Raw genomic sequence first — 15,499 nt, forward strand, 5'->3', positions numbered from 1 at the left:
GTCAGCGCGCTCCCATGGCGGCGCCGAACGGGCGGTTCAGCCGCACGATCGTCAGGTTCAGCACGCCGGCGAAGCCCACCCACAGCAGATAGGGCAGCAGCAACAGGCTCGCCCCCGCAGCATAGGGCTGCATCGCCAGCATGATCGCCGCGATCGAGGCGAACAGCGCCACCAGCTCGGCCAGCGCCCAGTCGGGCCGCTTGAGGGTGAAGAACAGCACGCTCCAGAGAATGTTCAGCACCGCGTTGAGCCCGAACAGCACCAGGAGCCGCCCCGCCGCGCCGGGCGCGGGCGCGCTCTCCCAGCCGATCACGCCGGCGGCGGCTGCGAGCGCGAAGATCAGCGTCCAGACCGGACCGAACAGCCATTCCGGCGGCTGCCAGGACGGCTTGCGGAGCTGGCGGTACCAGGCGCCGAGCCGGGTCGCGAGCCCGCCGGCCAGCGCCGTCGCCGCCGCCGCACCCGCCGCGACCAGCACCGGCCCCCAGCCGCCCCCGAGCGCGCTCATGCCCGCGCCAACCCGGTGAGATGCGCGATGTTCTTCGCGAAGATGCGCAGATGCGCCGCCGGCTTCGCCCGCACCAGCGCCTTTTCCATATAGGCCTGCCAGGTGATGGACTGCACGTCGGCATCGCCGCAGATGGCGACGAACCGCTCCCGCCGCCGATCGCTGGCATACCAGAAATCCTGCATCATCCCGAGCACGGCGAACACCATGCCATGCGCCGCCATGAACCGCCGCCGCGCCTCGCGCAGCGCCCGCGCATCGCCGCTGGCGCAGAACGCGTCGGCCGCCTCGCCGGCGAGCTTCCCGCCGAGCATCGCGTAATAGATCCCCTCGCCCGAGGCCGGCGCCACCACACCGGCGGCATCCCCGGCCAGCAGCACGTTCACCCCGTCATCCCACCGCGCCAGCGGCTTCAGCGGCAGCGGCGCGCCCTCGGCGCGGATCGTCTCCGCCTGCCCGAGCCCGGTCTCGTCGCGCAGCGCCGCCACCGCGCGGCGCAGCGAGAACCCCTTCACCGCGCTGCCGGTGCCGATGCTCGCGGTCTCGCCATGCGGGAAGATCCAGGCGTAGAAATCGGGCGAAACCCGGGCGTCGTAATAGATGTCGCACCGCCTGCCATCCCAGCCCGCGGCCGCAGCGCCCGCCGCCGGCGCGCGGATCACCTCGTGATAGGCGAACACCCGCCGCGCCGCGCCCGCGGCCGGCACCATCTGCCGCGCAACCGCCGAGGCCGCGCCATCGGCGCCGATCACCGCCCGCGCCGCCACCGTGTGCCGCACCTCGCCGGCGCGGTAATGCACCAGCGTCCGCCCGTCCGCCGCGCGCTCGATGCGCTCGTGCCGCCCGGTCAGCCGCACCGCCCCGGCCGAGGCCGCCCGCGCGCGGAGGAACTCGTCGAACACGTCGCGGTCCACCATGCCGACGAACCCGTCCCCGGCAATCGGCATCGACACCTGCCGCCCGCGCGGCGAGACGATGCGCGCCCCCCGCGCGCGGGCCACCAGCAGGTGATCGGGGATGTCGAAATCATGGATCAGCCGTGGCGGCACCGCGCCGCCGCAGGGCTTGATCCGCCCCGCGCGGTCGAGCAGCAGCACCGAGCGGCCGGCCCGCGCCAGCGTGGCGGCAGCCGTCGCCCCCGCCGGCCCGCCGCCGATCACCGCCACGTCATAATCCTGTATCGCGGCCATTTCACGCTCCTCCGCCGGCGAGCGCGAAGGCGCAGACCAGCATGCCGATGACATAAAGCGTCGTCCCGGTCGCGTTGTACCAGGGGGCGCGCTCGCGCGGGCGCTGCAGCAGCCTTCCCATCAGCCCGAGCTGGCACGCCAGCAGCAGCCCGACCGCGAACGCCGCGAGCCGGTGATCCCAGGCGATCATCAGCCCGATCACCACGAGCTGCGGCAGCGCCATCACCACGCAGGCGAGCCGCGCCGCCGGGGCAACGCCGAGCTGCACCGGCAACGACCGGATGCCGCTCCGCCGATCCCCCTCGACCGACTTGAAATCGTTCAGCGTCATGATGCCGTGCGCGCCGAAACTGTAGAGCAGCGCCAGCCACAGCACCGGGGCGGAGGGCAGCGCGCCCCGCATCACCGCGGCACCGGTGAACCACGGCACCCCCTCGTAGCAGAGGGCGACGGCGGCATTGCCCCACCAGCCATTGCGCTTGAGCCGCAGCGGCGGCGCGCTATAGGCCCAAGCCGCGAGCAGGGCGAACACCGCGGCGCCGAACCCCCAGCGCCCGAGCGGCACCGCCACCGCGAGCGACAGCGCGGTCCAGATCAGCGCGACGTAAAGCCCCCAGCGCCCCGGCATCCTGCCGGAGGGGATCGGCCGGTCCGGCTCGTTGATCGCATCGACATGGCGGTCGAACCAGTCATTGACCGCCTGCGAGGTGCCGCAGACCATCGGCCCCGCGAGCACCATGCCGAGCAGCAGCTCCGGCCAGCGCCCGGCCAGCGGCGCGCCGGAGGACACGGCGCCGCAGACGAAGGCCCAGATCGCGGCGAACCAGGTGACCGGCTTGAGAAGTTCGAGACAGACCCGGAAGCCGGGCAGCGATGCCGGGGCGACGCGCAGGGGAGCAAGCGTGAGGTTCGTCTCTTTCGCTGACGCCATCGCTCCCCCTTCGGCCTATCCGGGGCTGGCCGGCGCGGCATCCATCATGCCGTACCGCCGCAGCTTCACGTAAAGGCTCTGTCGCGACAGGCCGAGCATCTCGGCCGCCGAGGCCCGGTTGTCGCCGGTAATGTCGAGCGCCGCCTCGATCGACAGCCGCTCGATCACGTCGGTCGTCTCGCGGACGATATCCTTGAGCGACACCCGGCCGATCAGTTCGCTGATCTGCTCGAGGGAGCGCGGCACTGTCCGCGCCGCGGCAGGGCGCATGAGTTCGGACGTAGCCCGCCCGGCGACGTTGCGAATCGCAAAGCCGAAGCAGGGCTTGCCGTCGCTGACCAGCGAAACGGCCGAGATTTCGACATCGATTTCGGCGCCGAACTCGTCGCGCAATGTCGTCGGATAGAGGCGAACCGAGCCGTTCTGCCGCAAATTGGCTGTCACCACCGGCAGGTCGACGCCAGGTCGGCCGAGCCACTGGTCCAGCGAAAGCCCAACCACCTGCTCGGGAGATGCCGCCTGCACCATCTCGGCGAAGGCCGCATTCGCCGCGATCACCCGCCCGTCATGCCCGGCGACGACGAACCCGTCCGGCGCGTTGTCGATCAGTTTGAGCAGGTTCGCCTTGCCAGCGGGCAGCACGTCCTGCCGATCCGGGAGTTTCACCGGCGAAAGCCGGATGAGGAAATTCAGGCCGCTGCCCTGGCGGATCACAAAGGCCGAGAGGCCGACGGGTTCCTTCTGCCCGAGCAGGCCGATCGGCGTGTCATCGGCGCGGCCCGTCCGGCTCACGCCGCCCAGCAACCGCTCGAGCGTGGCCCGGCTGCCCGGTTCGACGACATCGGCAAATGCCCGCCCCACCAGCTTGCCCTGTCGGCGAAACATCTGCTGTGCCGCCGGATTGGCCTCGACCACACGCTGCGTTGCGCCATCGAGCACCAGCATCGGCTCCGACGATTGCTGAAAGAGAATCCGATAGCGCGTCTCGACATGGCGCAGCCGCGAAAAATCCCGCTCCAGTGACTGCTGCACGTCGATCAACCGCTGCTGCAGCGTCGCGATGGTCCTGAGGTCGCGGCCGAAGGCGACGATGCTGCCCTTCTCGCCGATCGCCATGGCCGAAAACAGCACCGGCACGTCCCTGCCATCCCGCCCGGGACAATTCACGTGCCGGTCCGTGGCAAGCGCCTGATCCGCAGGAGCCTCGCCCGCCGCGCTCAGCATCGCGACCACCTTGTCACGACTTTCCAACGTCACGGTCTCCACCCAGGGCCGTCCGACCCAGTCGGAAATCTCGGCGAATTCCCGCGCAAGCGCCGTATTTTGAACCGCGATGTCGCGGATCACACCCTTCCGGTCGACGATGAGGGCGATGTCCGCCATCGTCGCGATCACCATCCCGACAATGTCCGCACTCATGCCGACGAGCCATTTGCCGGGCGATTTGAAGGCTTTCATCTCGGACCACTCTTTCAGGAATTCGTTTAAATATTCGAGACGTCTGAAGTATCCTCCCTAGTGTCAACTTTCAACTACCCCGATCGTCAACGCGTAGTGACATGCGTCTAGTTCGGGCGTTGTCTCAACGCCGTGCGGCCGTCCGGTTGAGATCCAGCCGGTTTGCCTGGCGCAGCGCGTCCTGTGCGTCGACGGCCATCGAGTCGGCCCCCACGAACTGGCAGCGTTCCGGATAATCGAGAAAGACCTTGCCGCCGACCATGACATGGAGAGCCGGATTTGGCGCCACCGCGCGCAGCGAGCGGATGATGGCCGGCAGCCCTTTCAACCAGCGGTCAGCTGTCACCGAAAGGCCGATCACGTCGAACCAGTTGCGCCGCGCGATTGCCAACAGAACCGTCCGCGTGCTGCGCGGCTCGGTACTCACCAGCCACCCGGTGCGGCGGAACACATCGGCCAGCACCGCAATCCCGAATGTGTGCTGCTCGCCTGGCGCCGCCGCGAACAACGCCTGCCCGGCCATCCGCTCCATACCAGCCGGCAGCTCTGGCGGCGGGCTGGTCTCGAGCAGGATCTGGTTCAGTCGCACCATTCCAAGCGTCACGGCGGCGAAGTCGCAGCGATCCTCCTCCCACAGCACCCCGAGCCGACGGGCGGCCGGGGTGAGCAGATCGCGCAGTATCATGTCGTGATCCGCCCCACGCGCGGCGAACTGCTCGATCAGCCCATGGGCGCGGCTGACATCGTCCATCAGGATGCAGCCGAGAAACTGCTCGACCTCCCGCGCCGAAGGCTTGACCAGACTGACATCGACCCAGACGGGCAAGGGCAGATGGCTGGCGATGACGCGCGGCAGAACCTGCTGCCGCAGGACACGATCCAGCAGGTCCGACCAGGGAGGGAAGTATGTTTGCGGCTGACGCCGAAGGGCGTTCCGGTCGGCAAGGCCGCCGCTGTCGATCTGTTCGGTACCGCTCTCGGTGTCCCCGAAGTGCAAATCCAGATACGCATCTGCAGATTCACGCATCAGATACCTCCCGAACATGGGCACAGGATGGCATTAATTTTTCCCGAATGTCAATCGATATTGACGTAAATATAGATTGACATTCGGAGCGGCCGGACGCTAGCCTTTCAATTGTCGCTATGACGCGACCGAGGAAATTCCGATGATTCGGCTTGATAAAATGAAATCTGGCCATCGCTGCCCCCAGCGGGCTGGCTGGGTAGCGCCCGCACGATAGCGGACCACTGCCTGCCGGCTTCCTTTTCGTTGTGGATCGAACGCTTCTCGAGAGGGCATGTCAAGTGGACTTTACACGCATCATCGACCGTCTGGTCGCCCCCGTGAATTGCTGCCCGTGGCAGGGCCACGCCTACGGCATCTCGGCGCAGGCCCATCCCGCGCCCCGGCGCGGCACGCGGCGTTCGCCCTATCTCTACAGCGTCGAGGAGCGGCGGCGGCGGGATTCGACGCCCTGGACCACGGTGCAGGCCATCCTCGCGCCGCTCCAGTTCGCCGTCTTCCTGATCAGCGTCTGCCTCGTGCTGCGCTATCTCGCCACCGGCGAGGGCCTGGCCATCGCCACCGCCTCCATCCTCGCCAAGACCGCGATCCTGTTCACCATCATGGTCACCGGCGCGATCTGGGAAAACGCGGTGTTCGGCCAGTATCTCTTCGCGCCGGCCTTCTTCTGGGAAGACGTGTTCAGCGTCCTCGTGATCGGGCTGCACGTCACCTACGTCGCGGTGCTGGTCACCGGCGCAGCACCCGCGCACACGCAGATGCTGATCGCGCTCGCGGCCTATGGCACCTACTTGGTTAACGCCACCCAGTTCCTGATGAAGCTGCGCGCGGCCCGGCTCGAAGCCGCCCCCCGCGCCGCGATCCCCGGCTGATGAGCGCCTGCGCCACATCGCCGGCCGGACCGCACGCGGTGATTGCCGAGCGCGGCCAGCGCGAGGTGTTCTGCGGGCTGACGGGGATCGTCTGGCTGCATCGCCGCATCCAGGATGCGTTCTTCCTTGTCGTCGGCTCGCGCACCTGCGCGCATCTGCTCCAGTCGGCGGCGGGGGTGATGATCTTCGCCGAACCCCGCTTCGCCACCGCGATCATCGAAGAGCGCGACCTCGCCGGCCGCGCCGATCTCGACGACGAACTCGATCGCGTCGCCACCCGCCTGATCGCCCGCCGCCCGGATATCCGGTTGCTGTTCCTGGTCGGCTCCTGCCCGTCCGAGGTGATCCGGCTCGATCTCGGCCGCGCCGCCGCCCGGCTGGAGGAGCGCTTCGGCCGCAGCCCGCGCGTGCTCGCCTATTCCGGCAGCGGCATCGGCACCACCTTCACCGAGGGCGAGGATGCCTGCCTGTCCGCCCTCGTCCCCACCCTCGCGCCCGCGCCCGGCCCGGCCACGCGGCTGCTGGTGGTCGGCGCCCTCGCCGATGTGGTGGAGGACCAGTTCCGCCGCCTCTTCGCCGCCCTCGGCATCGCCACGGTCGATTTCCTGCCCGCCCGCCGCGCCGACGCGATGCCGCCGGTCGGCCCCGGCACGCGCTACGTGCTGGCCCAGCCCTTCCTCGGCGAAACCGCCACCGCGCTGGAGCGGCGCGGCGCGGTGCCGATCGCCGCCCCCTGCCCGCTCGGCGCCGAGGGCACGCGGCTCTGGTTCGAGAGCATCGCCGCCGCCTTCGGCATCGATCCCGCCCATGTCGATGGCGTGCTGTCGCTGCCCGTCCGCCGCGCCACCGCCGCCCTCGCCGCGCCGCGCGCCCGCCTCGCCGGCCGCCGCGTGTTCCTCTTTCCCGATTCCCAGCTCGAAATCCCGCTCGCCCGCTTCCTCGCCCGCGAATGCGGCATGATCCTCACCGAGGTCGGAACACCCTTCCTCAACCGAAGGCTGATGGCGCCGGATCTCGCCTTGCTCCCCGCCGGCGCCCAGCTCGCCGAGGGCCAGGACGTCGAGCGCCAGCTCGACCGCTGCCGCGCGGCCCGCCCCGATCTCGTGGTCTGCGGCCTCGGCCTCGCCAATCCGCTCGAAGCCGAGGGCTTCGCCACCAAATGGTCGATCGAGCTGGTGTTCAGCCCGATCCAGGGCTTCGAACAGGCCGCCGACCTCGCCGCCCTGTTCGCCCGCCCCCTCGCGCGCCGCGCGCTGCTGGAGGTCTGAACCGATGCAGCTCACGCTCTGGAGCTATGAAGGACCGCCGCATATCGGCGCCATGCGCATCGCCACCGCGATGCACGGCGTGCACTACGTCCTGCACGCCCCCCAGGGCGACACCTATGCCGACCTGCTCTTCACCATGATCGAGCGGCGCGACCGCCGCCCGCCCGTCTCCTACACCACCTTCCAGGCCCGCGATCTCGGCGGCGACACCGCCGAGCTGTTCCGCACCGCGGTGCGCGACGCCTATGACCGCTTCCGCCCCGAGGCGATGATCGTCGGCGCCTCCTGCACCGCCGAGCTGATCCAGGACGATCCGGGCGGACTCGCCGCCGGGCTCGGCCTGCCGATCCCCGTCATCCCGGTCGAGCTGCCGGCCTACCAGCGCAAGGAAAACTGGGGCGCGGCCGAAACCTTCTACCAGCTCGTCCGCGTTGCGACCGCCGGCCAGGCCCCGCCCGACCGCGCGGCGCAGCCGTTCTGCGTCAATATCCTCGGCCCCACAGCACTCGGCTTCCGCCATCGCGACGATGTGCGCGACATCGCCGCCCTGCTCGCGCGGCTCGGCATCGCCGTCAACGTCATCGCCCCGCTCGGCGCCAGCTTCGCCGATCTCGCCCGCCTGCCGGCGGCCCACGCCAATCTCGTGCTCTACCCCGAGGCCGCCGGCACCGCCGCCGCCTATCTCGCCCGCCGCTTCGGCCAGAAAACGATCGCCACCGTGCCGATCGGCCTCGGGGCCACGCGCGATTTCGTCGCCGAGATCGCCGGCCTAGCGCAGATCACCCCACCGCCCGGCCTCGCCGGGGAGAGCCGGCTCGGCTGGTATTCGCGCTCGGTCGATTCCACCTATCTCACCGGCAAGCGCGTCTTCATCTTCGGCGATGCCACCCACGCGATCGCTCTCGCGCACGTCGCCACCGCCGAGATCGGCTTCTCCCTGGTCGGTCTCGGCACCTATAGCCGCGAATTCGCCGCCCCCGTCCGCGCCGCCGCCCAGTCCTACGGGATCGAGGCGCTGATCAGCGACGATTATCTCGCCGTCGAGGCCGCCATCGCCGCGGCGCAGCCCGAGCTGGTCCTCGGCACCCAGATGGAACGCCACATGGCCAAGCGCCTCGGCATTCCCTGCGCGGTGATCTCGGCCCCTGCGCATGTCCAGGATTTCCCCGCCCGCCACTCGCCCTTCGCCGGGTTCGAGGGCGCGAACGTGCTGTTCGACACCCTGATCCACCCGCTGATGATGGGGCTCGAGGAACATCTCCTCGGCATGTTCCGCGACGATTTCGAATTCAACGACACCGCCGCCCCCTCCCATCTCGGCCCGCACGCCACCACGCCGCCAGAACCCGCATCGCCCGCGCCCGCCCCTGCCGGCGCAACCGCCGGCGCCTTGGCCGACACACTGGCCAGCGCGCCTGTCTGGCGCGACGATGCCGAGGCAGAGCTGCGCAAGATCCCCTTCTTCGTCCGCGGCAAGGCGCGGCGCAACACCGAGATTTTCGCCCGCGAGCGCGGCCTGAACCCGATCACCATCGAGACGATCTATGACGCCAAGGCCCATTTCTCCGCCTGAGGCGACGCCCCTGCGCATCGCCATCGTGACGATGGACTCCCATCTCAGCGGGGTCATCGCCGCCGCGCGCGCCGCCCTCGCCGCCGACCATCCCGGCTTTGTCGTCGAGCTGCACACCGCCGAGCGCTTCGCCGCCGACCCCGCGTCCCTCGCCGCCTGCGTGCGCGCGATCGAGACGGCGGACATCGTGATCGCGACCATGCTCTTCCTCGACGATCACATCCGCCTCGTCCGCCCGCATCTCGAAGCGAGGCGGACGAATTGCGATGCCATGCTCTGCATCCTCTCCGCCGCCGAGATCGTGAACCTGACCAGGCTCGGCCGGCTGGACATGAGCCGGCAGAAGAACCCGGCGCTGCAATTCCTCCGCTCGCTGCGCAAGCGCGGCGGCAAGGAGGTCTCGGCGGCCGAATCCCAGCTGCGCATGCTCCGCCGGCTGCCGCGCCTGCTGCGGCTCATCCCCGGCACCGCGCAGGACCTGCGCAATTTCTTCCTCGGCATGTCCTACTGGCTCGCCGGCTCGGCCGACAATATCGAGCGCCTGCTCCGCCTGCTGGTCGCGCGCTATGCCGCCGGCCCCCGCGCCGCCCTGCGCAGCCAGGCCGCCATCGCCCCGCCGCGCGACTATCCCGAAACCGGGCTCTACCATCCGCGCCTTCCCGGCCGCATCGCGACCGACGCAGCGTCCCTGCCCCGCCTCGCCGGCAGCCGCGGCACGATCGGGCTGATCCTGCTGCGCAGCCTCGTCCTGTCCGGCGATGTCGGCCAGTATGACGGGGTGATCGCGGCGTTCGAGGCCGCCGGCTTCCGTACCCTGCCGGTCTTCGCCGCCGGGCTCGACGCCCGCCCCGCCATCGCGCGCTATCTCGCGCCGGACGGCGCGCCGGTGATCGACGCGCTGGTCTCGCTCACCGGGTTTTCCCTGGTCGGCGGCCCGGCCTACAACGATTCGAAATCGGCGGAGGCCGTCCTCGCCGGGCTCGACCTGCCCTACATCTCCGCCCACGCCCTTGAATTCCAGAGCATCGCCGCCTGGGAGGCCGACCCGCGCGGCCTGACGCCGATCGAGGCGACGATGATGATCGCCCTCCCCGAGCTCGATGGCGGCATCATGCCGATGACCTATGGCGGCCGCGCCGAGGGTCAGGAGGACGGCGGCGATGGCGTGCGCCGCATGTCGGCACATCCCGAGCGCGCCGCCATGCTCGCCGCCCGCGTCGCCCGCCTGGTCGACCTGCGCCGCACCGCCCGCGCCGAGCGGCGCATCGGCATCGTCATCTTCAACTTCCCGCCCAATTCCGGCGCCACCGGCACCGCCGCCTATCTCTCCGTCTTCGAATCCCTGTTCAACACCCTCGCCGCCCTGCGCGCCGCCGGCTACACGGTCGATCTGCCCGCCGATGTCGCCGCGCTGCGCCACGCCGTCTGTGTCGGCAACGCGCAGGACCATGGCGCGGCCGCCAATGTCGCGGCGAAAATCCCGCGCGATGCGCATCTCCGCGCCGAACCCCATCTCGCCGCGATCGAGGCGGTCTGGGGCCCGGCTCCCGGCCGCCACGATACCGACGGCGCGTCGCTGTTCGTCCTCGGCGCCCGCTTCGGCAACGTCTTCATCGGCGTCCAGCCGGTCTTCGGCCACGAAGGCGACCCGATGCGCCTGCTCTTCGAGGGCGGCTTCGCGCCGACCCACGCCTTCAGCGCCTTCTACCGCTGGCTGCGGCAGGATTTCGGCGCCCACGCGCTGCTCCATTTCGGCACCCACGGCGCGCTGGAATTCATGCCCGGCAAGCATGCCGGCCTGTCCGCCGCCTGCTGGCCCGACCGGCTGATCGGCGAGATGCCGAATTTCTGCCTCTACGCGGCGAACAACCCCTCCGAGGGCATGCTCGCGAAACGCCGCGCCAACGCGACGCTGATCAGCCACCTCACCCCGCCGGTCACCGAGGCCGGGCTCTATCGCGGCCTCGCCGATCTCAAGGCCTCGGTCTTCCGCTGGCGTGCCCTGCCGCCCGAAGCCGGGGCCGAAGAGCGGCAGGGCCTCGCCGCCCTGATCCAGGCCGAGGCGGCGCGGCTCGATCTCGCCCCCGCCGACCCGGCCGATCCCTCCTGGGCCGACGCCGATGCCGCCATCGCCCGGCTGCACGCCTCTCTGCTCGATGTCGAATACGCGCTGATCCCGGTCGGCCTGCACGTCGTCGGCCAGGCGCCCGGCGCCGGCCAGCGCGCCGAACTGCTCGATGCCGCCGGGATCACCGATCCCGCCCGCCGCGCCGAGACCGACGCGCTGCTCGCGGCCGACAGCGAGCTTCCCGCCATCATCCACGCGCTCGATGGCGGCTATATCCGCCCCGCGCCGGGCGGCGACCTGCTGCGCAACCCCGAAATCCTGCCCACCGGGCGGAACATCTACGGGTTCGATCCATTCCGCATGCCCGGCGCCTTCGCGATGGACGACGGCGCCCGCCAGGCGGACCGCCTGCTCGCCCGCCACATGGCCGATTGCGGCCGGCTGCCCGAAACCGTGGCGATGCTGCTCTGGGGGTCGGACAACCTGAAATCCGAAGGCGGCCCGATCGCCCAGGCGCTCTGCCTCGTCGGCGCCCGGCCGCGCCGCGATTCCTATGGCCGCCTCGCCGGCGCCGAGCTGGTGCCGCTCGCCGAGCTGGGCCGGCCGCGGATCGACGTGATCGTCACCCTCTCCGGCATTTTCCGCGACCTGCTGCCGCTGCAAACGAAGCTGCTCGCCGAAGCCCTGCTGCTCGCCGCCCGGGCGGACGAGCCGGAGACGCAAAACTTCGTCGCCAGGCACGCCCGCGCCCATATCGCCGCCCATGGCGGCACGATCGAGACGGCGGCGCTGCGCGTCTTCAGCAATGCCGACGGCACCTATGGCGCGAACGTGAACCAGCTCGTCGAGTCCGGTACCTGGCAGACCGAGGACGAGCTGGGCGATGCCTTCCTCCGCCGCAAGGGCTTCGCCTACGGCACCGATGGCCGGCCGACGCGGTGCGACGCGGTGCTCGGCGGCGTGCTCAAGACCGTCGATCTCGCCTACCAGAACCTCGAATCCCTCGATCTCGGCGTCACCACGGTCGATCACTATTTCGATGGCCTCGGCGGCATCAGCCGGGCGGTCCGCGCCGCCCGCGGCAGCGAGGCCGCGGTCTATATCGGCGACCAGACCACCGGCGCCGGCACCGTGCGCAGCCTTGCCGAGCAGGTCTCGCTCGAAACCCGCACCCGCACGCTGAACCCGAAATATTTCGAGGCGATGCTCGCCCACGGCGCCGAGGGCGTGCGCCACCTCGAAGCGGCGGTGACCAACACGCTGGGATGGTCGGCGACCACCGGCCAGGTCGACCCCTGGATCTACCGCGAGATCGGCAGCGTCTTCATGCTCGACCCCGAAATGCGCCGCCGCCTCGCCGAGCTGAACCCGGTGGCCTCGGTCCGCATCGCCAACCGCCTGCTCGAAGCGCACGAGCGCCACTACTGGAGCCCGGACGAGGCGATGCTCGATGCGCTGCGCCGCGCCGGCGCCGAACTGGAAGACCGTCTCGAAGGTCTCGACATGGAGCAAGCCGCATGAACGACATCAGCCCCCAAGCCGGCGCGTTTCCCGCAGCCGCGCGCTGCGCCACCGGCTGCGGCGACGGCGAGGGCAGCGTGCAGGTCGCCCTCGATCCCGCGCTGCGGATCGACGGGGCGAAGGTCTTCGCCATCTACGGCAAGGGCGGCATCGGCAAGAGTACGACCTCCTCGAACCTCTCCGCCGCCTTCGCCCTGCAAGGCCGCCGTGTGCTGCAGATCGGCTGCGACCCCAAGCACGATTCCACCTTCACCCTGACCAAGCGTCTCGTCCCCACCGTGATCGACGCGCTGGAAGGTGTCGATTTCCACCCCGAGGAACTCCGCGTCGAGGATTTCGTCTACGAGGGCTTCGCCGGCGTGCAATGCGTCGAGGCCGGCGGCCCGCCGGCCGGCACCGGCTGCGGCGGCTACGTCGTCGGGCAGACGGTGAAGCTGCTCAAGGAACATCATCTCCTCGAGGAGTCGGACGTCGTCATCTTCGACGTGCTGGGCGATGTCGTCTGCGGCGGTTTCGCCGCCCCGCTGCAACACGCCGACCGCGCGCTGATCGTCACGGCGAACGATTTCGACAGCATCTTCGCGATGAACCGCATCGTCGCCGCGATCGGCGCGAAGGCGCGCAACTACGGCGTGCGGCTCGGCGGCGTCATCGCCAACCGCAGCGCCGCGGTCGACCAGCTCGCGAAATACAACGAGGCCACCGGCCTCTCCACCCTCGCCCGGTTCCCCGATCTCGACGCCATCCGCCGCAGCCGGCTGAGGAAATCCGTCGTCTTCGAAATGGAGGACGCACCGGAGCTCGACGCCGTGCGCACCGCCTATCTCGATCTCGCCGCGTCGCTCTGGGCCGGCGTCGAGCCGCTCGCCGCGGTCCCGCTGCGCGACCGCGAGATCTTCGACCTGCTGGGATTCGAGTGATGACGCCGGACGCCGCCACCGCCGACCGCTACCACCGCCGCCGCGGCGAGATTGAAACCTATTTCGACCGCACCGCGCTGGCGAACTGGGCGCGGCTGACGTCCGACGCGCCGGTCAGCGGCGTGCGCGCCACCGTCCGCGCCGGGCGCGACGCGATGCGCGCCACCCTGCTCGACATGCTGCCCGCCGATCTCTCCGGCCTCCGCCTGCTCGATGCCGGCTGCGGCACCGGCGCGCTCGCCCTCGCGGCGGCGCGGCGCGGTGCCGAGGTGGTCGCGGTCGATCTCTCGCCGCAGCTGGTCGATCTCGCCCGCCAGCGCGCCGCGTCCGACCCCGCCGCCACGCGGATCGACTTCGTCAGCGGCGACATGCTGGGCGCCGGGCACGGCAGGTTCGACCATGTCGTCGCGATGGATTCCCTGATCCATTACGACAGGGCGGACGTGATCGCCGCCCTCGGCCGGCTCGCCGCCCGCACCGACCGCTCGCTGCTCTTCACCTTCGCCCCCCGCACCGCGCTGCTGGCGATCATGCACCTCGCCGGCAGCTGGTTTCCGCGCGGCGACCGCGCGCCGGGCATCGTGCCGCAGCCCGAGGGTGCGCTGCGCGACGCGATCGGCCTCAGCCCGGCGCTCGCCCGCCTCGAAGCGGGGCGCACGCGGCGGATCAGCACCGGGTTCTACATCTCCCAAGCGCTGGAGTTGCGGCGGTGAAGCGCCGGCGCACCGGCGGGGCGGCGCCGTTCTGGATGCGGCTCGATGCGAGCTGGCTGCCCTTCGCCAATGCCGCCACCCCCGAGCTGCCGCTGCCGCGCCTGCTCCGCCTGTCGCTGTTCCAGCTCACCGTGGGCCTCGCCGCCGCCCTGCTCATCGGCACGCTCAACCGGGTGATGATCGTCGAGCTGCACGTCGCCGCCGCCCTAGTCTCCAGCATGATCGCCCTGCCGCTGCTGCTCGCCCCGGCCCGCGCGCTGATCGGCTTCCGCTCGGATCGTCACCGCTCCGCCTTCGGCTGGCGGCGGGTGCCCTATATCTGGTTCGGCACGATCATGCAGTTCGGCGGCCTCGCGATCATGCCCTTCGCCCTGCTGCTGCTCGGCAGCGGCACCGCCCCGGTCGCCGGCCGCTTCGGCGCCGCCATCGCCTTCCTGATGACTGGCGCCGGGATGCACACGACGCAGACCGCGGGCCTCGCCCTCGCCACCGATCTCGCCCCCGAACACGCCCGCCCGCGCGTCGTCGCCATGCTCTGCGCGATGCTTCTGCTCGGCATGATCGGCGGCGCGCTGGCCTATGGCGCCGCCCTCACCCCGTTCAGCGCGTTCCGGCTGATCCAGGTGATCCAGTCGGCCGCCCTGCTCACCCTCGTCTGCAACGGCATTGCCCTGTGGAAACAGGAACCCCGTCGTCGCCCAGCAACCGAGGAGGCCGAGGATGACGCGGCCGCCATGCCGGCAGAAAACCTCGCCCTCGCCTGGTCGCGCTTCCGCGCCCAGCCGCACGCGCTGCGCCGCCTCGTCGCCATCTTCATCGGCACGCTCGCCTTCTCGATGCAGGACATCCTGCTCGAACCCTATGGCGGCCAGGTGCTGCACCTGCCGGTGGGCGCGACCACGGCACTCACCGCGATGCTGGCCGGCGGCGCCGGGCTCGCTTTCCTGGTCGCGAGCCGCCGCCTCGCCAGCGGCGGAGACCCCTACCGCATCGCCGCCGCCGGCGCGCTCTCCGGCCTGCTCGCCTTCAGCGCGGTGATCTGCTCCGCCCCGCTCGCCTCGCCGGCGCTGTTCGCCGCCGGGGTGGGGCTGATCGGCTTCGGCGGCGGGCTGTTTCTCGCCGGCACCCTGTCGGATGCGATGATCCGCGTCGTCGGCAACATGAGCGGCCTCGCGCTCGGCGCCTGGGGCGCGGTGCAGGCGCTCGCCGCCGGCCTCGCCATCGCGATTGCCGGCGTGCTGCGCGACGCCGTCGCCCATCTCGCCGCCACCGGCGCGCTCGGCACCGCCCTCGCCGGCCCCGCCGCCGGCTACGGCGTCGTCTATCACCTCGAGATCCTGCTGCTCTTCGCCACCCTCGTCGCGATCGGCCCGCTGGTCCGCCGCGCCGGCAGGCAGCCTTCCGGCCTTGCCGCCATCCTGCCCCACCACCCCTGACAATGAGGTCCGTC

General features: G+C 70.7%; 12 protein-coding genes. 7 read left to right on the plus strand and 5 right to left on the minus strand.

Features of this window, described 5'->3' with window-relative positions; genetic code table 11:
- Position 1: 1 nt before the first annotated feature.
- The 5 genes from ACMV_RS09440 to ACMV_RS09460 all read right to left on the minus strand — a co-directional run bounded on the left by ACMV_RS09440 (position 2) and on the right by ACMV_RS09460 (position 5,132).
- Complete coding sequence (locus ACMV_RS09440; protein WP_007424653.1) at positions 2 to 508, minus strand: TspO/MBR family protein; 507 nt, start codon at positions 506 to 508, stop codon at positions 2 to 4.
- A complete protein-coding gene (locus tag ACMV_RS09445) occupies positions 505 to 1,698 on the minus strand; it encodes a geranylgeranyl diphosphate reductase (RefSeq protein WP_013640264.1) in 1,194 nt (397 codons plus the stop codon). Before ACMV_RS09445 ends, ACMV_RS09440 begins: the two co-directional genes overlap by 4 nt.
- Position 1,699: 1 nt before the next feature.
- Positions 1,700 to 2,629, minus strand: a complete 930-nt coding sequence (gene chlG, locus ACMV_RS09450) for a chlorophyll synthase ChlG (protein WP_013640265.1) — start codon at positions 2,627 to 2,629, stop codon at positions 1,700 to 1,702.
- A 15-nt stretch (positions 2,630 to 2,644) separates the two neighbouring features.
- The gene (gene ppsR, locus ACMV_RS09455; RefSeq protein ID WP_013640266.1) at positions 2,645 to 4,087 is read right to left on the minus strand and encodes a transcriptional regulator PpsR; all 1,443 of its coding nucleotides are present in this window, start codon (positions 4,085 to 4,087) and stop codon (positions 2,645 to 2,647) included.
- A 124-nt stretch (positions 4,088 to 4,211) separates the two neighbouring features.
- A complete protein-coding gene (locus tag ACMV_RS09460; RefSeq protein WP_231844519.1) occupies positions 4,212 to 5,132 on the minus strand; it encodes a cobalamin B12-binding domain-containing protein in 921 nt (306 codons plus the stop codon).
- A gap of 263 nt (positions 5,133 to 5,395) precedes the next feature.
- On the opposite strand from ACMV_RS09460, the gene bchF reads away from it, so the two are divergent.
- The 7 genes from bchF to ACMV_RS09495 are packed head-to-tail and all read left to right on the plus strand — an operon-like array spanning position 5,396 to position 15,485.
- The gene (bchF, locus tag ACMV_RS09465; protein ID WP_013640268.1) at positions 5,396 to 5,986 is read left to right on the plus strand and encodes a 2-vinyl bacteriochlorophyllide hydratase; all 591 of its coding nucleotides are present in this window, start codon (positions 5,396 to 5,398) and stop codon (positions 5,984 to 5,986) included.
- On the plus strand, positions 5,986 to 7,254 hold the full coding sequence (locus tag ACMV_RS09470; RefSeq protein WP_013640269.1) for a ferredoxin:protochlorophyllide reductase (ATP-dependent) subunit N: 1,269 nt from the start codon (positions 5,986 to 5,988) through the stop codon (positions 7,252 to 7,254). The genes bchF and ACMV_RS09470 overlap by 1 nt, the downstream gene beginning before the upstream one ends.
- A gap of 4 nt (positions 7,255 to 7,258) precedes the next feature.
- Positions 7,259 to 8,827: a ferredoxin:protochlorophyllide reductase (ATP-dependent) subunit B gene (gene bchB, locus ACMV_RS09475; RefSeq protein WP_013640270.1), complete on the plus strand. Its 1,569-nt coding sequence runs from the start codon at positions 7,259 to 7,261 to the stop codon at positions 8,825 to 8,827.
- A complete protein-coding gene (locus ACMV_RS09480) occupies positions 8,799 to 12,416 on the plus strand; it encodes a cobaltochelatase subunit CobN (protein WP_041664850.1) in 3,618 nt (1,205 codons plus the stop codon). The genes bchB and ACMV_RS09480 overlap by 29 nt, the downstream gene beginning before the upstream one ends.
- Complete coding sequence (bchL, locus tag ACMV_RS09485) at positions 12,413 to 13,336, plus strand: ferredoxin:protochlorophyllide reductase (ATP-dependent) iron-sulfur ATP-binding protein (protein ID WP_013640272.1); 924 nt, start codon at positions 12,413 to 12,415, stop codon at positions 13,334 to 13,336. The genes ACMV_RS09480 and bchL overlap by 4 nt, the downstream gene beginning before the upstream one ends.
- A complete protein-coding gene (gene bchM, locus ACMV_RS09490; protein WP_013640273.1) occupies positions 13,336 to 14,049 on the plus strand; it encodes a magnesium protoporphyrin IX methyltransferase in 714 nt (237 codons plus the stop codon). Before bchL ends, bchM begins: the two co-directional genes overlap by 1 nt.
- The gene (locus tag ACMV_RS09495) at positions 14,046 to 15,485 is read left to right on the plus strand and encodes a BCD family MFS transporter (RefSeq protein WP_013640274.1); all 1,440 of its coding nucleotides are present in this window, start codon (positions 14,046 to 14,048) and stop codon (positions 15,483 to 15,485) included. Before bchM ends, ACMV_RS09495 begins: the two co-directional genes overlap by 4 nt.
- Positions 15,486 to 15,499: the final 14 nt, after the last annotated feature.

Origin of the sequence: Acidiphilium multivorum AIU301 (assembly GCF_000202835.1) — a bacterium.
Classification (GTDB): Bacteria; Pseudomonadota; Alphaproteobacteria; order Acetobacterales; family Acetobacteraceae; genus Acidiphilium; species Acidiphilium multivorum.